The 25,300-nt window shown below is 74.4% G+C and carries 23 protein-coding genes; 6 read left to right on the forward strand and 17 right to left on the reverse strand.

The genetic code is table 11. The features are described from left to right. Positions 1-13 precede the first annotated feature (13 nt). The 15 genes from HLI28_RS00640 to HLI28_RS00710 all read right to left on the reverse strand — a co-directional run bounded on the left by HLI28_RS00640 (position 14) and on the right by HLI28_RS00710 (position 16,464). Positions 14-1,690 carry an L-aspartate oxidase gene (locus HLI28_RS00640; protein ID WP_171245575.1) on the reverse strand — a complete coding sequence of 559 codons (1,677 nt, stop codon included), beginning with the start codon at positions 1,688-1,690 and terminating at the stop codon, positions 14-16. Next, positions 1,687-2,097, reverse strand: a complete 411-nt coding sequence (panD, locus tag HLI28_RS00645; protein ID WP_246246266.1) for an aspartate 1-decarboxylase — start codon at positions 2,095-2,097, stop codon at positions 1,687-1,689. The genes HLI28_RS00640 and panD overlap by 4 nt, the downstream gene beginning before the upstream one ends. 83 nt (positions 2,098-2,180) lie before the next feature. After that, positions 2,181-3,146 carry a pantoate--beta-alanine ligase gene (gene panC, locus HLI28_RS00650; RefSeq protein WP_171245576.1) on the reverse strand — a complete coding sequence of 322 codons (966 nt, stop codon included), beginning with the start codon at positions 3,144-3,146 and terminating at the stop codon, positions 2,181-2,183. Then, entirely contained in the window at positions 3,143-4,093 is a 951-nt protein-coding gene (locus tag HLI28_RS00655) for a DUF2520 domain-containing protein (RefSeq protein ID WP_171245577.1), read from the reverse strand. Before HLI28_RS00655 ends, panC begins: the two co-directional genes overlap by 4 nt. Next, on the reverse strand, positions 4,090-5,670 hold the full coding sequence (locus tag HLI28_RS00660; RefSeq protein WP_171245578.1) for a PH domain-containing protein: 1,581 nt from the start codon (positions 5,668-5,670) through the stop codon (positions 4,090-4,092). The genes HLI28_RS00655 and HLI28_RS00660 overlap by 4 nt, the downstream gene beginning before the upstream one ends. Next, the gene (locus tag HLI28_RS00665; RefSeq protein WP_171245579.1) at positions 5,667-6,170 is read right to left on the reverse strand and encodes a PH domain-containing protein; all 504 of its coding nucleotides are present in this window, start codon (positions 6,168-6,170) and stop codon (positions 5,667-5,669) included. The genes HLI28_RS00660 and HLI28_RS00665 overlap by 4 nt, the downstream gene beginning before the upstream one ends. A gap of 45 nt (positions 6,171-6,215) precedes the next feature. Continuing rightward, a complete protein-coding gene (locus tag HLI28_RS00670; protein WP_171245580.1) occupies positions 6,216-6,686 on the reverse strand; it encodes a DUF3180 domain-containing protein in 471 nt (156 codons plus the stop codon). A 1-nt stretch (position 6,687) separates the two neighbouring features. Continuing rightward, positions 6,688-8,463: a 2-amino-4-hydroxy-6-hydroxymethyldihydropteridine diphosphokinase gene (gene folK / locus HLI28_RS00675; RefSeq protein ID WP_171245581.1), complete on the reverse strand. Its 1,776-nt coding sequence runs from the start codon at positions 8,461-8,463 to the stop codon at positions 6,688-6,690. After that, positions 8,460-9,353 (reverse strand): dihydropteroate synthase, encoded by an 894-nt coding sequence (gene folP / locus HLI28_RS00680; protein ID WP_171245582.1) that lies wholly within the window; start codon positions 9,351-9,353, stop codon positions 8,460-8,462. Before folP ends, folK begins: the two co-directional genes overlap by 4 nt. 3 nt (positions 9,354-9,356) lie before the next feature. Beyond that, positions 9,357-9,944 (reverse strand): GTP cyclohydrolase I FolE, encoded by a 588-nt coding sequence (gene folE, locus HLI28_RS00685; RefSeq protein WP_171245932.1) that lies wholly within the window; start codon positions 9,942-9,944, stop codon positions 9,357-9,359. 42 nt (positions 9,945-9,986) lie between these two features. Continuing rightward, positions 9,987-12,092: an ATP-dependent zinc metalloprotease FtsH gene (ftsH, locus tag HLI28_RS00690; RefSeq protein WP_171245583.1), complete on the reverse strand. Its 2,106-nt coding sequence runs from the start codon at positions 12,090-12,092 to the stop codon at positions 9,987-9,989. Positions 12,093-12,201: 109 nt separating this feature from the next. Further along, positions 12,202-12,753, reverse strand: a complete 552-nt coding sequence (gene hpt / locus HLI28_RS00695; protein WP_171245584.1) for a hypoxanthine phosphoribosyltransferase — start codon at positions 12,751-12,753, stop codon at positions 12,202-12,204. Positions 12,754-12,757: 4 nt separating this feature from the next. Then, positions 12,758-13,864 carry a tRNA lysidine(34) synthetase TilS gene (tilS, locus tag HLI28_RS00700; RefSeq protein ID WP_171245585.1) on the reverse strand — a complete coding sequence of 369 codons (1,107 nt, stop codon included), beginning with the start codon at positions 13,862-13,864 and terminating at the stop codon, positions 12,758-12,760. A gap of 7 nt (positions 13,865-13,871) precedes the next feature. Next, positions 13,872-14,999 carry a zinc-dependent metalloprotease gene (locus tag HLI28_RS00705; protein WP_171245586.1) on the reverse strand — a complete coding sequence of 376 codons (1,128 nt, stop codon included), beginning with the start codon at positions 14,997-14,999 and terminating at the stop codon, positions 13,872-13,874. Positions 15,000-15,048: 49 nt separating this feature from the next. Then, the gene (locus HLI28_RS00710) at positions 15,049-16,464 is read right to left on the reverse strand and encodes a D-alanyl-D-alanine carboxypeptidase/D-alanyl-D-alanine-endopeptidase (protein WP_171245587.1); all 1,416 of its coding nucleotides are present in this window, start codon (positions 16,462-16,464) and stop codon (positions 15,049-15,051) included. Between the two features lie 170 nt (positions 16,465-16,634). Between HLI28_RS00710 and HLI28_RS00715 the strand changes: the two genes are divergently transcribed. Then, positions 16,635-17,129 carry an inorganic diphosphatase gene (locus HLI28_RS00715; RefSeq protein ID WP_171245588.1) on the forward strand — a complete coding sequence of 165 codons (495 nt, stop codon included), beginning with the start codon at positions 16,635-16,637 and terminating at the stop codon, positions 17,127-17,129. A gap of 95 nt (positions 17,130-17,224) precedes the next feature. Here the strand turns inward: HLI28_RS00715 and HLI28_RS00720 are convergent, their stop codons facing one another. Further along, on the reverse strand, positions 17,225-18,796 hold the full coding sequence (locus HLI28_RS00720; protein WP_171245589.1) for an Ig-like domain repeat protein: 1,572 nt from the start codon (positions 18,794-18,796) through the stop codon (positions 17,225-17,227). A gap of 330 nt (positions 18,797-19,126) precedes the next feature. On the opposite strand from HLI28_RS00720, the gene HLI28_RS00725 reads away from it, so the two are divergent. Together HLI28_RS00725 and HLI28_RS00730 are read left to right on the forward strand one after the other, a co-directional pair. Beyond that, entirely contained in the window at positions 19,127-20,458 is a 1,332-nt protein-coding gene (locus tag HLI28_RS00725) for a bifunctional o-acetylhomoserine/o-acetylserine sulfhydrylase (RefSeq protein ID WP_171245590.1), read from the forward strand. A gap of 78 nt (positions 20,459-20,536) precedes the next feature. Next, entirely contained in the window at positions 20,537-21,598 is a 1,062-nt protein-coding gene (locus HLI28_RS00730) for a zinc-dependent alcohol dehydrogenase family protein (protein ID WP_171245591.1), read from the forward strand. 6 nt (positions 21,599-21,604) lie between these two features. Here the strand turns inward: HLI28_RS00730 and HLI28_RS00735 are convergent, their stop codons facing one another. After that, a complete protein-coding gene (locus tag HLI28_RS00735; protein WP_171245592.1) occupies positions 21,605-21,997 on the reverse strand; it encodes a hypothetical protein in 393 nt (130 codons plus the stop codon). Positions 21,998-22,260: 263 nt separating this feature from the next. Here HLI28_RS00735 and metX point away from each other — a divergent pair, with 263 nt between their 5' ends. The 3 genes from metX to HLI28_RS00750 all read left to right on the forward strand — a co-directional run bounded on the left by metX (position 22,261) and on the right by HLI28_RS00750 (position 25,226). Next, positions 22,261-23,490, forward strand: coding sequence for a homoserine O-acetyltransferase MetX (gene metX, locus HLI28_RS00740; protein ID WP_171245593.1), 1,230 nt, complete (start codon positions 22,261-22,263; stop codon positions 23,488-23,490). Positions 23,491-23,672: 182 nt separating this feature from the next. Beyond that, positions 23,673-24,110, forward strand: coding sequence for a VOC family protein (locus HLI28_RS00745; protein WP_171245594.1), 438 nt, complete (start codon positions 23,673-23,675; stop codon positions 24,108-24,110). Between the two features lie 156 nt (positions 24,111-24,266). Then, a complete protein-coding gene (locus HLI28_RS00750; RefSeq protein WP_171245595.1) occupies positions 24,267-25,226 on the forward strand; it encodes a zinc-binding dehydrogenase in 960 nt (319 codons plus the stop codon). Positions 25,227-25,300 lie beyond the last annotated feature (74 nt).

Consider the following 25,300-nt stretch of genomic DNA (forward strand, 5'->3'; position numbering starts at 1 on the left):
CCTGACTCGCGGGTCAGCCGGCGGTGAGGGTGCCGTCGTCCTCCAGCGCCACCGTCACGCGCCGCTCCCAGGCGGGGTCGCGGTCGGGGAAGTCCGCGCGGAAGTGACCGCCCCGGCTCTCGGTCCGCACCGCGGCGGCCCGGACCAGGGCACGTGCCACCTGGTGAATGTTCGTCGTCTCCCACTCGGCCACCTGCGGAGCCGCCACCACCCCGACGTCCCCGTGGGCCGAGGTCGTCACCTCCGCCAGGGCGGTGTCCGCGCGCGCCAGGGACTCGGCCGTCCGGATCGGGCCGGCCCCCTCGGACGTCATACGCTGGATGCGGGACCGTGCGGCCGCGGCGACGAGCGCCGCCCCGCCGGGCCGTTCCACGGGTTCCGGGGCCGTGGCCAGCTCCCCGGTCTCGAACCGCGCCACCACGTCGGCCGCCGCCCGGTGGGCGAACACGAGCCCCTCGAGCAGCGAGTTCGACGCCAGTCGGTTGGCTCCGTGCACGCCGGTGCACGCGACCTCCCCCACCGCGTACAGCCCCGGGACGGACGACCTGCCGTGCAGATCGGTGACGACACCCCCGGAGTGGTAGTGCTGGGCCGGCGCCACCGGCACCGGCTCCTCCGTCCAGTCGATGCCGTGGTCGGCCAGCCGGGCGGTGATCCCCGGGAACCGGCGACGCAGGAAGTCGGCCCCCAGGGCGCGGGCGTCCAGCAGCACGTGGTCCGCGGAGGTCGCCGCCATCTGCCGCACGATGGCGTGCGCCACGACGTCCCGGGGCGCGAGCTCGGCCATCGGGTGCACGTCCGGCATGAACCGGTGCCCGTTCACGTCGAGCAGCAGCGCGCCCTCGCCGCGCACCGCCTCGCTGATCAGCGGGAGCTGGCCCCGGGCTCCGGCACCCAGCCACAGCACCGTGGGGTGGAACTGCACGAACTCCAGGTCGCCGAGCACGGCACCGGCACGCAACGCCGCCGCGATGCCGTCCGCGGTCGCCCCGGGCGGGTTGGTCGTGGAGCGGAACACCTGCCCCACGCCCCCGGTCGCCAGCACCACGACGGGGGCCAGCGCGGCCCCGACCCCGTCGCGCGACCCCTCGCCGCGCACGTGCAGCGTCACACCGGCCACCGGGCGCTCCCCCGCGGCGTCCGGCGCCCCGGTGAGCACGTCGAGGACCAGCGCGTTGGAGATCACCTCGATCCCCGGGTCGTGGCGCACGGCCTCGATCTGCGCCACCAGCGCGCGCGAGATCTCGGCCCCGGTGGCGTCACCGCCCGCATGCGCGATCCGGTCGGCCCGGTGGCCGCCCTCCCGGGTGAGCGCGATCCCGCCGTCGTCGGCACGGTCGAAGCTGGCCCCGCGAGCCACCAGCTCGTGCACCCGCTGCGGGCCCTCGGTGACCAGGACCTCGGCGGCCTCCGGGTCGCTCAGGCCACCGCCGGCCTCGAGCGTGTCGTGCAGGTGCGCCTCCGGGGTGTCGTCCGGGTGCAGGACGGCGGCGATCCCGCCCTGCGCCCACACGGTCGAGCCCGAGGACAGCGCACCCTTGGTGACCAGCAGGACGTGCGGCACCCGGGCGCGCAGCTCGAGCGCCGCCGTGAGTCCGGCGATCCCCGAGCCGACGACGACCGCGTCCGCGCGCGTCGTCCAGCCCGGGGCGGGCGCGACGAGGGAACGGGCGAGCCGGTCCGGGCTCACCGTGCGCCGAGGGGGATACCCGAGCTGACGAGCCCGTAGCCGTCCGGGACCTGCCCGGGGTCGTCGTCCACGTCCACGATCCGGTTCTCGCCGTCGACGAACACGACGTTCGGCAGGAACGAACGGGCGTCGGCGTCCGAGAGCATGCCGTAGGCGATGATGATGACCTTGTCGCCGGGGTGCACGAGGTGCGCCGCGGCGCCGTTGATGCTGATCTGGCCGGACCCCGGCTCACCGGGGATGACGTACGTCGTCAGGCGGGCGCCGTTGTCGACGTCCACGACGTCGACCTGCTGGCCGGGGATCAGGTCCGCGGCGTCCAGCAGGTCGGTGTCGACCGTGATGGATCCCACATAGTGCAGGTCGGCCTGGGTCACCGTCGCGCGGTGGATCTTGCCGATCATCATCGGGCGCTGCAGGGACGCCGGGCGGCGCGTACCGGTCCGGCGGTCCGCCGGGGTCGTGCCCACGGACGATGCAGTCTGGTCAGTCACGGGGTTGCCTCCTGGCCTGCGGTTTCGTCCTCCGCGGAGGACGCGACGACATCCACGGCCTGGTTGTCGATCAGTCGTGTGGTGCCCACGCGCGCGGCGACGAGCAGCAGGGCGGGGCCGGTGTGGTCACCGGCTACGTCCTCCACAGTATCCGGGTCGACGAGTGCCAGGTAGTCCACCACAACGTCGGGGACCGCGTTGAGGATTCCCGACGCCGTCGCGAGCACCGCCGCGGCGCCGTGCCCGGCCTCGGCCTCCACCGCACCGCCCCGCAGCGCGCGCGACAGCGCCAGGGCCGCGTCCCGCTCCCCCGCGGACAGGTACGTGTTGCGGGACGACAGCGCCAGGCCGTCCTCGTCACGCACCGTGGGCACGCCGACGATCTCGACCGGCAGGTCCAGGTCACGCACCATGCGGCGCACGGCGAGGAGCTGCTGGGCGTCCTTCTGGCCGAACAGCGCGACGTCCGGGCGGGTGAGCTGGATCAGCTTCAGCACCACGGTCAGCACGCCGTCGAGGTGCCCGGGGCGGAAGGCCCCCTCGAGCACCTCGCCGATCCGACCGGCGGACACCCGCACGATCGGGTCGCCGTCGGGGTAGACGACGTCCGGCGTCGGCGCGAAGACGACGTCCGCCCCCACCTCGGCGAGCCGTTCCAGGTCGCCGTCCAGGTCCCGGGGGTAGGCGTCCAGGTCCTCGCCCTCGCCGAACTGCAGCGGGTTGACGAAGATCGTCACCACCACCTGCCCGCCGGGGCCGACCTCGGCCCGGGCACGCCGGACCAGCTCCAGGTGCCCCGCGTGCAGCGCCCCCATCGTCATCACCACGGCGCGGCGGTCGGTCGGGTCGGCCCCGCCCAGCGTCCAGGCGGCGAGCGCGTCCCGCAGCTCGGTACGGGTCCGTGCGACGACCCCGTCGGTGTCGGCGGACGACGACGTCGCCCGGTCGGCAGGTGCGGTCATGAGTCCCCCTTGGGCGGTTCGCCGAGGACGTCCAGCAGCGCGCGTGCTGCCGCGTCGTCGATGCGGTGGCTCGCGAGCGCGCGCCGCGCGGCCCCGCGGGCGAGCTCCGTGTAGCTGTCGGGGACGTCCGTCGCCCCCGTGTCGGCCGCGAGGTCCTCGAGGACCTCCAGGTGGGTGGTCACCGTGCCGGCGTCCCCCCGGGCGACCGGGCCGGTCAGCGCCGCGATCGCCCCGGGACCCTCGCCGTCGCGCACGTCCGCCGCGCGGGTCGCCCCGTCGAGGGCGGCGCCCAGCAGCGGGGCCAGCACCCGGCCCGGGTGCTCGATCCCGGCGGCCTCCAGCGCCTGCGCCGCCTGGGCCACGAGGACCACCAGATGGTTCGCCCCGTGCGCCAGCGCGGCGTGGTAGAGCCCCCGGGACGCCTCGTCGACGACGACGGGCTCGCCCCCGATCTCGACCACGAGCGCCTGCCCGATGGGCAGCACCGCCCCGGGTCCGGTGACGGCGAAGGTGCAGCCCGACAGCCGGGCCAGGTCCAGCGAGGTCCCGGTGAACGTCATCGCGGGATGGATCGCCAGCGGGATCGCGCCCGCCTGCTGCGCGGGCCCCAGCACCCCCGTGCCGTAGCGGCCCGAGGTGTGCACGACGATCTGGCCCGGCTGCCAGGCGCCGACGTCGGCCAGACCGGACACGAGGCCGGCGAGCGCGTCGTCGGGCACCGCCAGCAGCACCAGCTCGGACCGCTCGACGATCTCCGGCACCTCCAGGTGCGGCACGCCGGGCAGCATCGTCTCGATCCGCTCGCGCGAGGCGTCCGAGACCCCGGAGGCGCCGACGACGGCGTGCCCGGCCGACCGCAGCGCGCTGCCCAGCACGGCCCCGACCCGGCCGGCGCCGACGACGCCGACCCCGAGCCGACCCGGGCGGGTCGTCTCCGGCGCCGTCACGGGGTCTCCTCCGCGTCGCCGTCGGTGGGCCGCGACCTCGCCAGGGGCGCCACCCGCTCCATCCACCGCTCCGGCACCTGGTGCGCCCGGGCCGTGCGTGCGCGGACCGCCTGCTCGCTCAGCAGGTGCACCGCGTCGGGGGCGTCGAGGTGGTGGGACCGGGTCGTCACCGGTCCCGGCGTGGAGTGCACCGCGAAGGTGGCCAGGCCACGGCCGCGCTGCCACGGCCCCTGCTCGAGCCCCAGGGACTGGGTCCGCTCGTGCGGCACCACGGAGAGGCGCCGCGTCAGGCGTCCGCCACGCAGCAGCAGCGCACGGTCGGCGACCGCGAACCCGTTGCGCCGCCAGCTGAGCGGGTCCAGCAACCGGGCCCTCCGCGGGCTCGTCGTGAAGAACCGGTCGGTACGGCTGTCGCCCGCCAGGCCCTCGTCCAGCAGCTCGGTCAGCTCGTCGGCCCCGAGGTCGGGCAGCACCAGCCACAGGGCCGCCAGCGCCTCGGAGCGAGGGCCCACCGGCAGCAGCACGTTCTGCGTACCGTTCTGGTCCTCGCTGCCGTAGCCGGCCACGTTGACCGTGATCCGCCACCAGTCCTTGCCCCGCCACCACAGCCCCTGGGTGAGCTCCAGCGCCTGGACCCGCCCGGGAGGGATCGTCTGCGCCCGCGTCTCCAGCAGCCCGTGCCGCAGCCTGATCCCGTCCGGGGAGATCGCCGCCCGGAACCCGAACTCGCCGGCGAAGCGGTTGAACAGGAACGTCCCGACGCCGAGGGCGACCGGCAGCATCGAGAACAGCACCCCGACGGCCTGCGTGGCGGCGACGAACACGACGAGGCCGACCAGCACGGCCAGCGCGATCCACACGGCGGGCAGGCGCAGCAGCGAGACGACCAGCCGGCCCGGGGGCACCTCGTAGACCAGGTTCTCGGGTGCCTCCTGCGCCGGTTCGGCGAGCTCGGCCGTCACCGGCGCCGCGTCGCCGTCCGCGGTGGCGTACGCCGCCGACGGTCCTGCGGTGCCGCCGTCGGCGACACCGACCGTCCGCCCGTCGGTGCGACGCGCCTTGACACCGGCCGCGCGCGCCAGCAGCTCGGCCCGCAGCTGCTTGGCGTCGTCGAGCCGCAGGAACCCGATCACCACCCCGGAGTCCGACCCCCCGGCGACCTCGAGGGTCAGCTCCGCCAGCCCGAACAGCCGCGCCAGCAGCGGCTGGCGGACGTCGACGGCCTGCAGGCGGTCGAGGCGCGCGTGGCGTTGCTGCCGGAAGAGGATGCCCCGCCGCAGGTGCGCGGCGTCGTCGTCCACCGCGTAGGAGGTCATGCGCCAGGCCAGCGCCGAGACACCGAAGATGACCGCCAGCAGGACCACGACGAGGACGACCACGATCCACCACACCTGGGCCACGCCGTCGACCACGGCGTCGGCGTACTCGACACCCTCGGCGAGCTGCTGCCCCACGACGAACAGGAGCACCGCGATGACGGCCCAGCCCCGCACGACCGGCGTGATGGGGTGCACCCGTCGCCACTCGCGCGCCGGTGCCGTCCGGGGGACGTCCGGCGTCGGTTCCGCAGCGCTCACAGGCCGGCCAGCCTCGCCTCGCCGCGCGCCGTCAGACGATCACGCAGACGTTCGGCCTCGTCCGGCGTCAGCCCCGGGATCTCGGCGTCCGTGCTGGCCGAGGCCGTGTGGAGCTGGACCTTGGCGATGTTCAGCCGACGGTCCAGGGGGCCGGCCGTGACGTCCACGAACTGCATCCGTCCGTAGGGCACCACGACCAGCTCGCGGAACAGGATCCCGCTGCGGATCAGCAGGTCGTCGTCACGCTCGGCGTACCCGATGGCACGGACCTGCCGGGGCACCAGCACGCCGACCCACGCGAGCAGCACGACGAGCGCGGCGGTCGCGATCCACAACCACGGGGTGACCAGCACGGCGAGGAGGACCGTGACGACGAGCGGCAGTCCGAGCCAGATGCCCACGACGACCAGACGCGCGGGGATCAGCCGGGGCGACACCCGGTCCCACGTCACGCCCGGCGGGTCGAACGGGTCGGCCGGACCCGGTGCGGGGTGTGTCATGTCCCCATCTTCGCAGAACAGCGGCACGGGACGGCCCGCGCCGTCTCAGGACGGGACCGCCTCGGTCCCGTCGTCCTCCTCGGGAGGCGGCGCCTCGCAGAACTTCTCGACGACGAGCCCCACGACCGCGAGCCCCACGGCGGCCAGCGCGGCCACCCCCGACGTGACGGCGACCTCCCGGCGCGGCTCGACGTCCAGCTGCGGCAGCACCAGCAGCACGGAGGCGACGTACCGACCGGCCAGCAGGGCCCCCGTGTACGCCGCGGCCTTGGCCATGGCGAACGTGCGCGCCGCGCGCAGCGGGTCGAGGTCGGGGCGGTCACCGCGCAGGTAGGACCGGACCGCCCAGCCGGCCCACAGCACGAGGCCGGCGAGCAGGACGAGAGCCGCCACCTCCACCCAGGCGGCGCCGGGGACGAAGATCCCCCGGGACTCGAGCAGTCTCAGCAGCAGCAGCCCGACGGCGGCGACCCCGACCGCGACGGCCGCGAGGGTCCGGACACGGGTACGCCGCACGTCAGGAGCGCTCCGGGTGCTCGGCGTCGGGGGCGGGCGGGATCGGGGCGTGGACCCCGGCGGCCGCCACGAAGCCGCGTGGCTCCTGGACCTGCGGCACCTGGCCGGAGGTCTCCATCCGCTGCGGGAGCTCGGTCGACGGCTCCCGCCGCGGCAGCTCGGCGGGGGTGTCCCGCTGCGGCAGCCGGGCCGACGGCTCCCGCCGGGGCAGCTCGCCCGACGGCTCGCGCCACGGTTCGGCGGAGGGGTCCGCGGACGGGGCCGGTGCCGGCGGCGCGGCCTGCGCCGGGAACGCGCTGGTGGTCGGGGCCGGGGGCGAGGACTGCTCCTCGGCCGGAGGCGGGTCCGCCTCCGGCCGGCGGCCCGCATCCGCCTCCGCCTCCGGCTCCGGCTCCGGCTCCGGCTGCGGCTGCGGCTGCGGCTGCGGCTGCGCGGGCACCGTCCCGGTCGCGGCCGGTCCGGTCAACCAGTCCAGCGCGAGCCACCGGATGCCCGCTCGGTCGGGGGCCGTCGCGGCCAGCTGGGCGACCGAACCACCGCCGAGCCCGCCCAGCACGGCCTGCGGGTCGACCTCCGCCCACGGCACCAGCACGAACGCCCGCTCGTGCGCGCGGGGGTGCGGCAGCTCCAGGTCCTCGGCGGTCGACGTCAGGTCGTCGTACTGGATGAGGTCGACGTCCAGGGTCCGCGGACCCCAGCGCTCCTCGCGGACCCGGCCGTGCAGCGTCTCGACGTCCTGGCAGACGCCCAGCAGGCCGCGGGCGGGCAGCGTGGTCCGCACCAGCAGCACGGCGTTGAGGTAGTCCGGCTGCTCGGGGCCGACAGCGACCGTGCGGGCGAGCGGCGAGACCTCCATCACCTGCACCCCCGAGACCCGGTCGATGTCGGTCACCGCCTCGCGCAGCGTGGCCTGGGCGTCACCCAGGTTCGCTCCGAGGGCGATCACCGCCTCGACGGGGGCCTCCGGCACCGCGTCCAGGGGGTCGACGGCCGGAGCGGGCACGTGCTCGGGTTCCACGATCGCGACCTCCGCCACGGGCGAGGACCCGGCGGCCGACGGCTCCGGCACGGCGGGCTCGGGGGCGCGCGGTGCGGGGACGGGTGCTTCCGCGACGGGACCCTCGGGCGCCGGTGGCACGGACACGGCGGGCGTCGGCACCGACGAGGCGGACGGCACCGAACCGGCGGACGGCGACGGGGCCGGGGCGGGCACGGCTGCCGACGGCACCGGCACCGGCGCGGACGCGGGTGTCCCCGCGACCGGCTGCGGCGGGACCGGAGGCGGTGGCACCGCGGGAGCCGCCGGCTCCGGGGCGGGGCCGGACGACGAGACCTGCACCGGCGACCCGGCAGGGAGCGCCGGCACCGACGGCCGGTGCTCCCGGTCGCGGCGCACCACGATCTCGACGTCGTCGAACGGGACGGCGATCGGCGCCTCCGGCTTGTGCACCCGCACGTCGACGGCCTGGACCGCCGGGTGCTCCAGCACGACGGCGGCGATCCGTTCGGCCAGCGTCTCGACGAGATCGACCGGCGGACCGCAGAGCACGTCGTGCACGTCCTCGGCGACCTCGGCGTAGCTGACCGTCGCCGCGAGGTCGTCGGCACCGGCAGCGGCCCGCACGTCCAGGTGCAGCACCACGTCGGCGCGGAACGTCTGCCCCTCGGCGCGTTCCTCCGGCAGCACGCCGTGGTGGCCGGTGGCGGTCACGCCCGTCAGTCTGATCTGGTCGAGGGGTCGGCCGTCCGACCCCGTCACGGCGTCGGCGAATGTCACGCGGTGCCCTCCATCGTCTCGGCCTGCCTCCAGGCGGCCGCCACTCGTACGGCGTCAACGCTCGCACGCGCGGCGTGGACGCGCACGCACCACGCCCCGGCGTGTGCAGCCAACGCCGAGATCGCGGCCGTGGCGTCGTCCCGGGCGCCGGGCGGTACCGGCTGGTCGTCCGCCGTGCCGTGCACACCCGCCAGCAGGTGCCCGAGGAACCGCTTGCGGGACGCACCCACGAGCAGCGGTCGCCCCAGCGACTCCAACGCGTCCAGGTGGGCGAGCAGCGGCCAGTTCAGCGCACCGGACTTGGCGAAACCCAGGCCCGGGTCGAGCACGACCTGCTCGGGGGCCACCCCGGCGTCGTGCAGCGCGGCGACGCGTGCGGCGAGCTCGTCACGGACGTCGGCCACGACGTCGTCGTAGTCCTGCAGCGAGTCCATGACGTCGCTGTGCCCCCGCCAGTGCATCGCCACGTACGGCACCCCGGTCTCGGCCACGACCGTGGCCATCTCCGGGTCGGCGAGGCCGCCGGAGACGTCGTTGACCAGGCGCGCGCCGGCGGCGACCGCACGCTCGGCGACGGCGGCCCGCGTCGTGTCCACCGACACCACGGCACCGGCGGCGGTGAGGCGCCCGATCACCGGGATGACGCGACGCAGCTCCTCCGCCTCGGTCACCCGGTCCGCCCCGGGACGGGTCGACTCCCCGCCGACGTCCAGGACGTCGGCGCCCTCGGCGAGCAGGTCGAGCCCGTGCTGCACGCCGGCCTCCGGCTCGAACCACTCCCCGCCGTCGGAGAAGGAGTCCGGCGTGATGTTGACCACACCCATCACCAGGCAGCGTCCCGTCCCTGACAGCTCCGGCAGCCCGGCGACGGCGACGTCGCGCGTCCTCATGCGTCAGCGCCCCAGGATCAGACTCATCGCCTCGGCACGCGTCGCGGTGGCCTGCAGCTGCCCCCGCACGGCGGACGTCACCGTCCGGGCGCCGGGCTTGCGGACGCCCCGCATCGACATGCACAGGTGCTCGCACTCGACGACGACGATGACGCCCCGCGGGTCGAGGATGCTCACCAGCGCGTCCGCGACCTGCGTGGTCAGGCGCTCCTGGACCTGGGGACGCTTGGCGTAGACGTCCACGAGCCGCGCCAGCTTCGACAACCCGGTGATCCGCCCGTCGGCGCTGGGGATGTAGCCGATGTGGGCGACGCCGTGGAACGGCACCAGGTGGTGCTCGCAGGTGGAGTACACCTCGATGTCCTTGACCAGCACCAGCTCCTCGTGACCGAGGTCGAAGGTGGTGGTCAGCACGTCCTCCGGCTCGCGGTGCAGCCCGGCGAAGATCTCCCGGTAGGAGCGCGCCACCCGTGCGGGCGTGTCGCGCAGACCCTCGCGGTCGGGGTCCTCCCCGACGGCGATCAGCAGCTCACGGATCGCCGCCTCCACCCGCTCGGGGTCGTAGGGCGGCACCTCCGACGCCGACCGCATCCCGAGGGAGACCGGCGACAGCGGGAGGTCCGGCTCGGCCACTCAGGCCTCCTCGCCGTCGGACCGCTCCGCGGTCGTGCCGTCGTCGCCCGAGGGCCGCGCGACACGCTCGTCGACGGTGCGCGACGCCGCGGCCTCGGCCTCGACGTTGCCGACGACGGCGGCCTCGTCCTGCGGCAGCCCGCCGGCGTGGCCGTTGGTGGCGTAGGCGGCCTTCTCGCCCTCGGTCATCACCGGACCGCGGGTGTGCACGGTGCGCTCGGTGCTGGACAGCCACACGTCGCGGGCCGGGCGCTTGCTCACCGGGGCGAAGACCTCGGCCAGCTCGGCCTGGTTCAGGGTCTCGCTCTCCAGCAGCTGCAGCACGAGGTCGTCCAGGACGTCGCGGTACTGGGTCAGCACCTCCCACGCCTCGTCGTGCGCCGCCTCGACCAGCTTGCGGACCTCGTGGTCCACGGTCCCCGCGACGGCCTCCGAGTAGTCGCGCTGGTGGCCCATGTCCTTGCCCAGGAAGGGCTCGGACGAGGCGGAGCCGAGCTTGAGCGCGCCGACCTTCTCGCTCATGCCGTACTCCATCACCATCTTGCGGGCGATGGCGGTGGCCTTCTCGATGTCGTTGCTCGCACCCGTGGTGGGGTCGTGGAACACGATCTCCTCGGCCACGCGCCCACCCATGGCGTAGGCGAGCTGGTCCAGGAGCTCGTTGCGGGTGGTCGAGTACTTGTCCTCGGTGGGCATGACCATCGTGTACCCGAGAGCACGTCCACGGGGCAGGATCGTCACCTTCGTCACCGGGTCGGTGTACCGCATCGCGGCCGCCACCAGGGCGTGGCCGCCCTCGTGGTACGCCGTGATCTTCTGCTCCTTGATCTTCATGACCCGGGTGCGCTTCTGGGGGCCGGCGAGCACACGGTCGATCGCCTCGTCGAGCGCCCGGTCGTCGATGAGCTGCGCCCCGGAGCGGGCGGTGAGCAGCGCGGCCTCGTTGAGCACGTTGGCCAGGTCGGCCCCGGTGAAGCCGGGCGTGCGGCGCGCCACGGCGGCCAGGTCGACGGACTCGACCATCGGCTTGCCCTTGGCGTGCACCTGCAGGATGTGCTCGCGCCCCTTGAGGTCCGGCGCCTCGACGGCGACCTGCCGGTCGAAGCGGCCCGGGCGCAGCAGCGCGGGGTCGAGGATGTCGGGACGGTTCGTCGCGGCGATGAGGATGACGTTCGTCTTGACGTCGAACCCGTCCATCTCGACGAGCATCTGGTTCAGCGTCTGCTCGCGCTCGTCGTGCCCGCCGCCCATGCCGGCGCCGCGGTGCCGGCCGACGGCGTCGATCTCGTCGACGAAGATGATCGCGGGCGAGTTGTTCTTCGCCTGCTCGAACAGGTCCCGCACGCGCGATGCGCCCACGCCGACGAACATCTCGACGAAGTCCGAGCCGGAGATCGAGTAGAACGGCACCCCGGCCTCTCCCGCGACGGCGCGGGCGATGAGCGTCTTGCCCGTGCCGGGCGGGCCGTACAGCAGCACACCCTTGGGGATCTTCGCCCCGACGGCCTGGAACTTCTCCGGCTCGGAGAGGAACTCCTTGATCTCGTGCAGCTCCTCGACGGCCTCGTCCACGCCCGCGACGTCGGCGAACGTCACCTGCGGGGTGTCCTTGGTGATCATCTTCGCCCGGGACTTGCCGAAGCCCATGACACCGTTGCGCCCGCCGCCCTGCATCCGCGACAGGACGAACCAGAAGACGACGAGGATGATGAGGAACGGCACGAGGAACGAGAGCATCGAGCCGAGGAACGACGGCTGCGGCACGTAGGTGTCGTAGCCCTCGGACAGGTCCGCGGACTCGACGGCGGAGACGACGTCCTCGCCCTGCGGCGCCACCCAGAAGAAGTCGACCTTCTCGCCCAGGTCCCGCTCGTCCTCGGTCCCCTCGTCGACGACGTAGGGCTCGCTGAGCTCGAGCTCGACGCGCTGGTCGCCGTCCACGATGAGCGCGTGGTCGACCGTGTCGCCGGACAGCAGCTCGAGGCCCTGCGACGTCTCGACACGCTCGATCCGCTCACCGGAGAAGGCCGAGAACGCGAGCGCGACCAGGATGAGGCCGAGCGCGATCCAGATGAGCGGTCCGCTGAAGATCTTCTTGAAGTTCATCCGTGACGGGGGCGTGCCCCGCTTCCCTTCGGTCGGGCGATGGTTCGACCTACGAAACTACACGGGACCGCGGAAAGTTCCCGCGCCTGTTCGCCCAGGGCGTCAGGCGTCACGAGTAGACGTGCGGAGCCAGGGTCCCGATGAACGGCAGGTTCCGGTACTTCTCGGCGTAGTCGAGGCCGTAGCCGACGACGAACTCGTTGGGGATGTCGAAGCCCACGTAGCGGACGTCGACGTCGACCTTGGCCGCGTCGGGCTTGCGCAGCAGCGTCGCGATCTCCACGGACGCCGGACCGCGGGACCGCAGGTTCTGCACGAGCCACGACAGGGTCAGACCGGAGTCGATGATGTCCTCGGCGATGAGGACGTCCCGGCCGGACAGGTCCGTGTCGAGGTCCTTGAGGATGCGGACCACGCCGGAGGACTTGGTGCCCGAGCCGTAGGACGACACCGCCATCCAGTCCATCTCCAGCGGGTGGTGGAGCCGACGGGACAGGTCGGCCATGACCATGACCGCGCCCTTGAGCACGCCGACGAGGAGCACGTCCTTGCCGGCGTAGTCGGCGTCGATCTGCGCCGCCATCTCGTCCAGGCGGGTGCCGATCTGCTCCTCGGTGATCAGGATGTCGGCGAGGTCGCCGGCGACGTCCGACTTGTCCACGGGGCTACTCCTCGGGGTGCGGGGCAGGGTGACGCGGTCCCGTCACCGACGGCCGCAGGAACAGCCTGCCACAGTCCCGCGTGGCCCGGACGTCCGCGGGCAGGTGCACCTCCCCCTGGCCGCGCCAGCGCACCACCAACGCGTCGAGCGCGTCCACGTGCCGTGCCGTCGTCGTCCCGGGCGGGCACCCGACCCGGAGCGCCGCCTCCCGCAGCGCCCGCCGCCGCAGGGCGGCCGGTGCGGCGGCCAGCGGTGCGACGTCGAGCACGAGGGCGGCCCCGTCACCGGCGGGCCCGTCCTCGGCCACGGTCGTGCCGGGGTCGGGCAGGGCACGGGTGAGGAGATCGGCGGCCTGGGCGTCGAGCACGGCCGCGTCGTCCCGGAGCTGGTCGGCGCTGCGGGCGAGCGCCTCCACCGCGCCGGGGCCGAGCACCTCGGTCAGGACCGGCAGCAGCCGTCCGCGCACCGCCGACCGCAGCGGCACGGGTCCGCCGTGGACGGCGTCCGGGTCGTTCGTCGGGTCGTGCCACGGCTCGAGACCGCTCGCGACGCACGCCGCGGCGGTCTGCGCGCGCCGCAGCCCGAGCAGCGGACGGCGGTACCGTCCCCGGCGCGCCGGCATGCCGCCGAGCGACCGGGCGCCGCTGCCGCGCGCGAGCCCGAGCAGGACCTGCTCCGCCTGGTCGTCGAGGGTGTGCCCGAGGAGCACCGTGGTCGCGCCCGTCTCCTGCGCGACGGCCTCCAGCGCGGCGTACCGCGCCGCGCGGGCCGCACCCTCGGCGCCGTCGCCCGTCCCGACGACGACGGCCTCCCGCACCACGACCGGGTCCAGCCCCAGGGCGCGGCACTGCTGCGCGGCGCGTTCGGCGACGGCGTCCGACCCGGGCTGCAGACCGTGGTCGACGACGACGGCGCCCGCTCGCACGGCGTACCCGCGCGAGCGCACCGACCGGCCCACGCGGCGCGCCTCGTGCGCGACGGCGGCGGCGAGCGCCAGGGAGTCGGGGCCGCCCGAGCAGGCGACGAGCACCAGGTCGTCCGGGCCCAGGTCGGCGAGGTCGGCGCGGACGGCGGTGCGGGCGGCGGCGAGCGCCGGGTCGATGCGGGCCACGGGACTCTCAGGAGTGGACGCGACGCACCCAGGCGCGGGGGTCGGAGATCTCGCGCGCGCTCGGGAGGTTCCCGGGCTCGGCCCAGACGGCGTTCAACCCGTCCCGGCCGACCTTCTCCTCGACGGCCCGCACGAACGCGGCCCCGTCGCGGTACTGGGCGATCTTGGCGTCCATGCCGAGCACCCGGCGCAGCACGACGTCGACCCGCGGCGCACCCTCGCCGTCACGACGCTTCTCGAACCGGGACCGGATGGTGCGCACGCTCGGCACCACACGCCGTCCGACGGCGTCCATCATGACGTCGGCGTGCCCCTCGAGCAGCGCCATGACGGCGGTGATCTCGGCGAGCTGCTCCTTCTGGTCCGGTCCCAGCACCTGGTCGACGGGCGTGGTGAGGTCGCCGCGGACCGCGTCGAGCAGCGTGCGCCCCACGAGGGCGACCTTGTCGCGCAGCGGCGCGTGGCTGAGCGCGACCGACGATGCGGTGACGTCCCGCAGCAGCGCACCCATGCGGTCGGCGAGGTGCCCGGCGAGCCAGGGCGCGGCGGCGAACTGCAGGGCGTGGGTCTGCTCGTGCAGGCAGACCCAGAGGCGGAAGTCCTGCGGGTCGAGCTGCATGGCCCGTTCGGCGGCCAGCACGTTGGGCGCCACGAGCAGCAGGGTCGGTCGCCCGGGACCGTACGGGTCGAACTGACCGAGCACCTTGGAGGACAGCAGGGCGAGCAGCCCGCCGACCTCGGCGGCGGCGGCCAGGCGGGCGTTGGAGGACTCGACGGGACGGGCGGCCGGGTCGAGCCCGGCGAGCACCGGGTCGGTGAGCGCGGCCATCGACGTCGTGTTCGCCCGGGCCCAGGTGGCGCGGTCGACGACGCGGACGTCACCGAGGTCGGCGTGCTCGACCCGGACGCGCCGGGTGAACCGCCCGGAGGAGTCCCGCTCGCGCTCCACGTCGGCGTCGGCGGGCCGCATGCGCGTCACCCGCAGCACGTGCGGCACGGCGTCCTGCGCGGCGGTGCGCAGTCCCTCGACGAGGTCGTCCAGCTCCGCGCGGGACGCCACGGGGCCGGGGCGCCCGACGCGCCGTGCGATCTGGGCCGCGGTCTGCCAGTCGACGAGGGTGCTGGTGGAGGTCACGGGACCACCGTAACGGCGGGTCGCCGGGCGTGCGCCGGACGTGGGCCCGTCAGCGCCCGGGTCGGCACCCGCAGGCGGCGAGCTCGCCGACGAAGCGGTCGATGATGAGGTTGGCGCCCCAGGACTGCCCGTCCGGGATCCGGTCGGCCATCACGGTGAACAGCAGCAGCCGGTCGTCGGAGGTGACCACGGTGCCGGACAGCGCCCGAGTGTCGGGCAGGCTGCCCGTCTTCGCCTGGGTGTACCCGCGCCCGGGGTTGCCCGTCCCGAACCGGTCCGCGAGCGTTCCCTGCATCCCCGCGATCGGCAGCCCGACGAGGGTCTCGCGCAGCGCGGGGTCCCGGGCCGCGAGGTCCAGGGTGTCGACGAGCTGGCGGGACGTCATCCGGGACCCGGTGCCGAGGCCGGACAGGTCCGCCAGCTCGGCACCCGACAGGTCGACCCCGAGACGCTCGACGACCGCCGTCACCTCGCTGACCGCGGCCGAGCCCGTGCCGGGCAGCCCGGCGTCGACGGCCACGATCCGGCCGACCACCTCGGTGAGGGTGTTGTCCGACTCGACGAGGAAGTAGTCGACGACCTCCCCCAGCGGCGCGGACTCGACCCGCCCGATCTCCCGGGCCGAGGAGGGCGCCTTCTGCCGGTCGACGCGGCCGTCCACCCTGAGTCCCCGCTCCGAGAGCGCGTCCGCGAACGTCTCGGCGGCGGCCATCGCCGGGTCGGACTGCCGCGGGGCGTACTTGTCGTCGTCCAGCCGTGCGACGTCGACGGCGAGCGCCGCGACGGGGGCCACGTACCCGGCGTCGGCGTCGCTCTCCCGGACCGAGGGGGCGACGGCCGGCCCGCGGAACAGCGTGTCGTCGACCGACACGGTGACGGTGTCCGGGCCGGTCAGCCCGAGCTCCGCCACGACCTGGTCGGCCAGGTCGCCGAGGCCCGCCCGCCCGTTGACGGCGTCGGGGTCCCCGGCGTCGGGGGCGAGCATCATGTCCCCGCCGCCGACGAGCACGACGTGGGAGGTCCCCTGCAGCACGGCGCGGGTAGGGAGGGTGACGTCACCGCTGGGCCCCTCGTAGGCGGCCACGGCGGTGAGGATCTTCTGCGTGGAGGCGGGCACCATGAAGCGGTCCGCCCGGTGGGCGCCGAGCGTCTCGCCGGAGTCGGCGTCGGTGACCAGCACGCCCACCCGTCTCCCGAGCCGCTCGTCGTCGGCGAGGTCGGTCACGAGCCGGCCGACCGCGTCGGCGTCCGGGACGGGCGCCTCGGACGACAGCGGCGGCACGGCGACCCGGGGGCTGGGTCCGGTGGAGGCACCCGGGGCGGAGGGGAACGGGGCGGGCGACTCGTGGGGCGGGTCGAACGTGACCATCCCGGGCACGACGTCGTAGGCGTCGGCCACGAGATACCCGCCGAACAGCGTGAGGACCGACGTCACGGCGGCACCGACCCTGAGGCGCCACCCCATGCGATCCTCCCCCGGTGTCGTGAACCTGGTCACACGCAGGCTCGGTCAGCCCGCATTGTCGCACGCCCGGGTCGCACCGCGAGCGCGCCGGGCCGCCGCTCACGCGCTCGTCGCGCGCCCCTGCATGGCACACTTGGGGAGGCGCACAGGCATTTCAGAGCGGAGGAACTGTGGAGTTCGACGTCACCATCGAGATCCCCAAGGGTCAGCGGAACAAGTACGAGGTGGATCACGAGACCGGTCGCATCCGTCTGGACCGCATGCTCTTCACCTCGACGCGATACCCGGACGACTACGGGTTCATCGAGGGCACCCTCGGCGAGGACGGTGACCCGCTGGACGCCATGGTCCTGCTCGAGGAGCCGACCTTCCCCGGCTGCCTCATCAAGTGCCGCGCGCTGGGGATGTTCCGCATGCGCGACGAGGCGGGCGGTGACGACAAGGTGCTGTGCGTCCCGACGGGCGACCAGCGCGCCGCCTGGCGCCAGGACATCGACGACGTCTCCGACTTCCACCGCCTGGAGATCCAGCACTTCTTCGAGGTCTACAAGGACCTCGAGCCGGGCAAGTCCGTCGAGGGCGCCCACTGGGTCGGCCGCGAGGACGCCGAGCACGAGATCAACCGCTCGATCCAGCGCGCGAAGGACTCCGGCTACCACCACTGACTCCGGCGTCCGCTGCCACGCGGCGCCCTGACGAAGGCCCCCACCCGCTGCGGCGGGTGGGGGCCTTCGTCGTCCCGGGCGGGTCGCGGCCCGGGTCAGAGGTGGTAGATCGTCACCCGCGGCGACCGGCGCTTCGCGACGTGCTCGCTGTCGGCGGGGATGTAGCGGATGCGGAGATAGACCCGCCCGGTCCGCCCGCCGACCTTGTCGAGGTAGCGCCCGGGGACCTTGATCCGCTGGACCCCGTCCTCGCTCCGGCTGAGCCACCACGACTTCCGTGAGCGCCAGCCGTCGTTCTTGGCGGCCGGATCACGGGTCTGCAGCACCAGCTTGCCCACCTCGGGCACCCCCGTCGTCCGGACGACGATCCGGCCCGGCTTGCCGCCCGTGAGGTCGGCGTACGCCAGGTAGGAGGTGCGCTTCATGCGCAGCCGCACGGTCGGCTGCGCCTTGCGGACCCGCTGCGTCCACGAGGTGCGCGACGCTGCATGGTCGGGCGTGGCCGGGACGAACTTCGCGACGATCGTGCGCCGGCCCGGCTCGACCTTCTTGCCGCGGACGGACACGGACGCGTGGCCCTGCACCAGGTCCGCCCCGGCGATCCTGGTCCCCGCCTGGTAGAGCACGACCCGCCCCTCGGGCGTCCCGGCCGGGGACGTGACGTCGACGGTGACGGTTCGACCCGTGCCGTACGTCCAGCGAGAGGCGGTGGAGACCACGGTGCGCGTCGCTGCGGGCAGGACGTCGACCGTGTACTGCTTCCGGGTGCTCTCGAACCCGTCTCCCGTCGCGACGCTCACCTCGATCTGCTGCTCCCCGCCCGGGAGGTCCGCGACGTCGACCGCGAGCTCCGCCCGCCCGTCGACGAGGCTCTCCCGCGTCAACGGGACTCCCGCGCCGTCGTCCATCAGGGTCACCGAGACGGCCCCGGTGGGCGTCCCGTGAGCGGACGTCACCTCGACCGGGATCCGCACGATCTCGCCCCGGCGCCAGGTCCCGGGGATCTCGGCCCCCACGGTGACCGGAGCCGGCAGGACGTCGACCGGCAGCCGCCAGCGCGTCTGGACCTCCCCGTGGGCCCGGCGCTGCACCAGCACGATCATCGAGCCGGTGGCCTCGTCGCCGGCGATCTCGAGATCGGCCACGCCGTCCACGAGCTGCGCCGCGACCGAGTCGTGCAGCTGCAGCTCGACGGACCCGAGGGTGGGCAGGTCCGTCCCCGTGACGTCGAACCGGAGCGTGGTCGGGGCGCCATGGATCCACGACGCGGGCGTGAGGAGCGGTGCCGACGGCTCGAGGATCTCCACCGACGTCGTCGCGGAGGAGGCGCAGCGGCACTCCGACGTCGCGTCCGGGTCGAGGTGCCGGACCTCGAGCTCGTGCACGCCGACGGTCTGGAGATCCGTGAACAGCGGCAGCGTGGCCCTGCCCCCGCTGAGCTCGATCAGCGGCACCTGGCGCGATCCGTCCACGAAGAGCTGGACGTGACCTTCCGCCGGCGCACCGCCCTCGGTCACGGTGACCGGCACGTCGGCGATCTGTCCGAACCACGCATGGTCGGCGTCCAGCTCGATCGTCGTCACGCCGTCCACCGCGACGGCTGCCGGGACCACGGCCGCGCCCGAGGTCAGCGCCAGGCCCATCGTCACCGCCCCCGCCGTCGCCACCCGCGCGATCCTGCCCCGCACACCCCGGTCGCCACGCCCCATCGCCGGCCACTCCCTCGGTTGTCGACCCACGTCCGACGAACCTAGCGAACCGCCAGAAGGCCGTAAAGCCCCCATCTCACCCAGGACGTCTCGCTGGGTGGACACCCCCTTCCGCTCAGCGAGACTCCCGGCCTACCGTCGGGTCATGACCACGCGTCGAATGTGCCGCTGACCCAGCGCACGTTCGCCTGCCCACGTCCGGCCGCCCGGCCCGGACCGTGTCGGCCCGGCCGTGGGAGCACGTGCGCGCCACCCGTCCTCCCGCCCGCCGGAACCCAGGAGCCACCCATGACCGACACGCCCCGCTGGTCGTTCGCGACCCGCCAGATCCACGCCGGCCAGACGCCCGACCCCGCCACGGGGGCACGCGCCCTGCCGATCTACCAGACCACGTCGTACGTCTTCGACGACGCCAAGACCGCCGCGAACCGCTTCGCGCTGGCCGAGCTCGGCCCGATCTACACGCGCATCACCAACCCGACCCAGGAGACGGTCGAGAACCGCATCGCCGACCTCGAGGGCGGCGTCGGCGCGCTGCTGCTCGCCTCCGGTCAGGCCGCCGAGACCTTCGCGATCCTCAACGTCGCCGAGGCCGGCGACCACGTCGTCGCCAGCGCCAGCCTGTACGGCGGCACCTACAACCTGCTGAAGCACACGCTGCCGCGGTTCGGCATCACCACGACGTTCGTCGAGGACGCCCACGACGCCGACGCCTGGCGCGCGGCGGTGCAGGACAACACGAAGGCGTTCTTCGCCGAGACCATCCCCAACCCCAAGAACGACGTCCTCGACATCGCCCTCGTCGCCGACGTCGCGCACGCGGCGCAGGTGCCGCTCATCGTCGACAACACCGTGGCGACGCCGTACCTGGTGCGCCCGATCGAGCACGGGGCCGACGTCGTCGTGCACTCGGCGACCAAGTACCTCGGCGGGCACGGCACGACGGTGGCCGGCGTCGTCGTGGACTCGGGGAACTTCGACTACGCCCGCCACCCCGAGCGGTTCCCCGGGTTCAACACGCCCGACCCCTCGTACAACGGGCTCGTCTACGCCCGCGACCTCGGCGTCGACGGGGCGCTGGGCGCCAACCTGGCCTACATCCTCAAGGCCCGGGTCCAGCTCCTGCGCGACCTCGGCGCGGCCGTCTCTCCCTTCAACGCCTTCCAGATCGCCCAGGGCGTCGAGACGCTGTCGCTGCGGATGGAGCGGCACGTGGACAACGCCCAGCGGGTGGCCGAGTGGCTCGAGGCCCGCGCCGACGTGCGGACGGTCCACTACGCCGGCCTCGAGTCCAGCCCGTGGCACGCCGTCCAGCAGCGCTACGCCCCGCGCGGGTCGGGCGCCGTGCTCGCCTTCGAGCTCGACGGCGGCGCGGACGCCGGGCAGGCGTTCGTCTCGGCCCTGCGCCTGCACTCGCACGTGGCCAACATCGGCGACGTGCGGTCGCTGGTGATCCACCCCGCCTCGACGACGCACAGCCAGCTCACCGAGGCCGAGCAGGCCCTGTCCGGCGTCACCCCCGGTCTGGTGCGCCTCGCGGTGGGCATCGAGGACGTCGAGGACATCCTCGCGGACCTCGAGCTCGGCTTCACGGCCGCCAAGGCGGCGCTCGCCGGCTGACCGACGGTGACCGGAGCCACCTCCGGCCGCGGCCGACGACGGCGGGTGCCACCGCCGTCGTCGGCCTACGGTGGGTCCATGCTCGCCACCATGATCCACGCCCCGCGCGACATCCGCGCCGAGAACCGCCCCGACCCCGTCCTGCACACCGACCACGACGCCGTGCTGCGCGTGGTGGCGGCGTGCGTGTGCGGTTCCGACCTGTGGCCCTACCGCGGCGTCACCCGGACCCGGGAGCCGCACCCCATCGGCCACGAGCTGGTCGGGGTCGTCGAGAAGGTGGGCGCCGCGGTGACGTCCGCGGCCCCCGGGGACTTCGTCATCGTGCCGTTCTCGCTGAGCTGCGGGGAGTGCCAGTCCTGCCGCGCCGGCTTCCCCTCCGCCTGCGACCACGTCACCGGCTTCGGGTCCACGGACCGCGACGGCCACCCGGTCGACGGCGCGCAGAGCGAGCGCGTGCGCATCCCGCTCGCGCAGCACTCCCTGTTCCCGGTCGGCCGCAGCGAGGAGGAGCTCGAGGCCGCCGGGCTCGTACCGGACCTGCTGGCGCTGGCCGACGTCATGTCGACGGGTCACCACGCCGCCGTCTCGGCGGGGGTCGGCCCCGGGGACACCGTGGCGGTCGTGGGCGACGGCGCCGTGGGACTGTGCGGCGTCATCGCGGCCAAGCGCCTCGGCGCCGCCCGCGTCGTGGCGTTCTCGCGCCACGAGGACCGGGCCGCGCTCGCGCGCGAGCTCGGTGCGGACGACGTCGTCGCCGAGCGGGGCGACGAGGGTGTCGCGGCGCTGCGTGACCTGCTGGGCGGCGAGCTCGCCGACGCGGCCCTGGAGTGCGTCGGCACCGAGCAGTCGATGGACCAGGCGCTCGGGTCGGTGCGCGGCGGCGGCCGGGTCGGGTTCGTCGGGGTGCCGCACGGCGGCTCCCAGGTGCCGATCGGGACCCTGTTCCGGCGCAACATCACCGTGGGCGGCGGCATGGCCCCGGCCCGCACGCACATGGCCGAGCTGCTCGACGACGTCCTGTCCGGGGCGATCCGACCCGGTCGGGTCTTCGACGCCGAGATGCCCCTGGCCGACGTCGCCGAGGCCTATGCCGCCATGGACGAGCGGCGGGCCACCAAGGTCCTGCTCCGGCCCTGACGACGGTCAGCGGGCCACCGCTTCCAGGGCCCGTGCGAGCGCCCCGGCGAAGGCGTCCACGTCACCCTGCAGGACCTCGAGGGCATCGGCGTCCAGCAGGGTGACGAGGTCGTCGTCCGGGGTGCGCCCGAGGACGACGGGACTGCCCGCGCGGGCGACGGACGACGCGACGTCGTCGGGCATCTCGTCGAGGTGCAGGAGCCGGACGGGCACGCCCAGGCCGGCGACGTACGCGTCCCAGGACCGCTTGCGCCGGAGGGCCCCGTGGGTGATGTCGCAGAGCGCGCAGTGCGCCGTGCCGCGCATCCTGCCCAGTGCGTACCGGACCTCGCCGAGCAGGCTGCCCTCGGCGTGGTAGATGCCGACGATCTCGACGACGCGACGGCGCGTCTCCCCCATCTGCCCAGCGTACGTCGCGTGAGGTGCGCCACGTCTCGCCACCCGTCCCCGACCGTCTCGACATGTGGTCCCGCATCGTGAGATCGGCTGGGCACGCGCAGATCCGTTGGTTACCGTCGACGGCATGACACGTCGAATGTGCCCGTAGACCCCGCGCACATTCGCCTGCCTGCGTCTCCACGCCGTGCAGCCCCACCCGCCGCGTGCGCTGCTCGTCCGCCCGCACCCCGCCGCCCGCACCGGCACCGCCGCCTGGAGAGACGATGACCCCCACGACCACCCACCTCACCGGTACCGAGACGGTCTGGAGGTCACCGCGCGGCGCCCGACGTGGACCCGCCGGTCCGGCCCCGGCGTCGGGTGCCTGGCGCGAGGGCCACCCGGCGGGTGACCGGCACTTCCGCGACGTCGGCACGTTCGACCTGGAGAGCGGGACCCGGCTCCCCGACGTCCGGGTCGCCTACGAGACCCACGGACGGCTCGCCCCCGACGGCGCCAACGCCGTCCTCGTGCTGCACGCCCTGACGGGGGACGCGCACGTGCGGGGCCCCGCGGGTCCGGGGCAGGCGACCGCCGGCTGGTGGGAGCCGATGATCGGGCCGGGGGCGCCGATCGACACCGACGAGTACTTCGTCGTGGTCCCGAACGTGCTCGGCGGCTGCCAGGGCACCACCGGGCCGGCCTCGCCCGCCCCGGACGGGCTCCCGTGGGGAGGCCGCTTCCCGCGCATCACGACCCGCGACCAGGTCGCCGTCGAGATCGAGCTCGCCCGGCTGCTCGGCATCCGGTCGTGGGCGACCGTCATCGGCGGATCGATGGGCGGGATGCGGGTGCTGGAGTGGGCTCTGCTCGGCCCCGAGGCGGGCATCGAGGTGCGCTCGATCGTCTCGATCGCCACCGGCGCCCAGTCGACCGGCGACCAGATCGCCTGGGCGCACCCGCAGCTGGGGGCCATCCGCTCCGACCCCCGGTGGAACGGCGGCGACTACTACGACGCCCCCGACGGCGAAGGTCCGCACGCCGGGCTCGGCATCGCGCGCCAGATCGCGCACACCACCTACCGCACCGCGCGGGAGCTCGACGAACGGTTCGGCCGCATCCCCCAGGGCGGGGAGGACCCCCAGACCGACGGCCGCTTCGCGGTGCAGTCCTACCTGGACCACCACGGCGACAAGCTCGCCCGTCGCTTCGACGCCAACTCCTACCTGCGCCTCACCGAGTCGATGATGACCCACGACGTCGGGCGGGACCGCGGCGGCGTCGACGCCGCGCTGGCCCAGGTCGAGGCCCGGGCGCTGGTCGTCGCGGTCGACTCCGACCGGTTGTTCCCGCCCGTGCTGTCCGACCGGATCGCCGCGGGGCTGCGGCACGCGACCGGCACCCACCTCATCAGGTCGGACTTCGGCCACGACGGCTTCCTGCTGGAGTTCGACCAGATGGGACCGCTGGTCCGCGGCTTCCTGGCCGACGTCGACCGGCACTCCCCCGCCTGACGCGGCTCCGCGAGTCAGGGCCGCACGCCGCGAGTCAGGGCCACCGACCGCGAGTCAGGACCACACCTCACGAGTCAGGGTGGGCCGAGCCCCGACCCCGGTAGGCCGCGCGAGCGCCCGGGCGCCGCCCTACCGTGGACCTGCCGCCGACGACGGCGGAGCACCCGACCGTGGAGGGCACGATGGCACGGCTCACCCCCTACCTCAGCTTTCGCACCGAGGCGCGCGACGCCCTGGAGTTCTACGGGGCGGTGCTCGGCGGCGAGGTCGAGATCAACACGTTCGACTCCATCCCCGGCATGATCGACGACCCGTCCGAGGGACACCTCGTCATGCACGGCTCGGTGACCACGCCCGGCGGGCTGGTGCTCATGGCGTCCGACACGCCCTCGTCGACCCCCTACGTCGCACCGAACCGCGGCATCACCGTCTCGCTGACCGGAGGCCCGGAGGACCTGGCGTACGTCCGGGGCGTCGTGTCGGGCCTCTCCGACGGCGCGACCGACGTCATGCCGTTCGAGATGGCGCCGTGGGGCGACTACTACGGTCAGCTCACGGACCGGTACGGCATCGCCTGGTTGTTCGACGTCGGTGCGGAGGAACCGCAGCCGGCCCCCTGACTCGTCGCGGCACGGCCTGACTCGCGAGGATCGGCCCTGACTCGCGGCGGACAGCCCTGACCCGCGAGGATCGGCCCTGACTCGCGGGGATCGGGCCCGACCCGGCCGCCGGCCGTGCCGGCGCTCCGCTGGACACCCGTGGGTAGGTTGGGGGGCATGCTTGCTGCCACCGTCGCCCGCTTCGCCCCGGACTCCCCGCTCGACGGTCTGGAGATCACCGACCGTCCGGACCCCGAACCCCGTGAGCACTGGACCACCGTCGAGGTACGCGCCGCGAGCCTGAACCACCACGACCTGTGGTCGCTGCGCGGGGTCGGGCTGCGCGAGGAGCAGCTGCCGATGATCCTCGGCACGGACGCGGCCGGTGTCGCACCCGACGGGACCGAGGTGGTCGTGCACGGGGTCGTCGGCGCCGACGGCCACGGGGTCGGGCCGCGGGAGCGGCGCACGCTGCTCAGCGAGAAGTACCCCGGGACCCTGGCCGAGAGGGTGTCCGTCCCCACGGCGAACCTCGTGCCGAAGCCGGCCGAGCTGTCCTTCGCCGAGGCGGCGTGCCTGCCGACCGCCTGGCTCACCGCCTACCGGATGCTGTTCCGCGCGGCGGACCTGCGTCCCGGCGACCGCGTGCTCGTCCAGGGGGTCGGCGGCGGGGTCGCCACCGCCGCCATCGTCCTCGGCGCCGCGGCCGGCCTCGAGGTCGTCGCCACCTCGCGGGACGCCGCGAAGCGCGACCGCGCCCTTGAGCTCGGGGCGACCGCCGCCCTCGAGCCGGGTGAGCGGCTGCCGGCCCGGGTCGACGCCGTCATGGAGTCGGTCGGCAAGGCCACCTGGGCGCACTCGGTGCGGTCCCTGCGCCCCGGCGGGACGATCGTCGTGTGCGGCGCGACCAGCGGGGACGCCCCGCCGGCCGAGCTGACCCGCGTCTTCTTCAACGAGCTCCGGGTGCAGGGCGTGACGATGGGTTCGCGCGAGGACCTCGCCGCGCTGCTGCGGTTCTGCGCACGGACCGGGGTGCGGCCGGTCGTCGACTCGGAGGTCGCCCTGTCCGACGTCGGGACCGGCCTGGCCCGGATGTCCGCCGGCGAGCAGACCGGCAAGATCGTCGTCCTGCCCTGACCCCCGTTGTTGTGGGTATGAGAATCGCGGTCGCGCAGCGCTGCGCGACCGCGATTTTCATACCCACAACGCTG

Source organism: Isoptericola sediminis (genome assembly GCF_013085345.1).
Taxonomy (GTDB): domain Bacteria; phylum Actinomycetota; class Actinomycetes; order Actinomycetales; family Cellulomonadaceae; genus Isoptericola; species Isoptericola sediminis.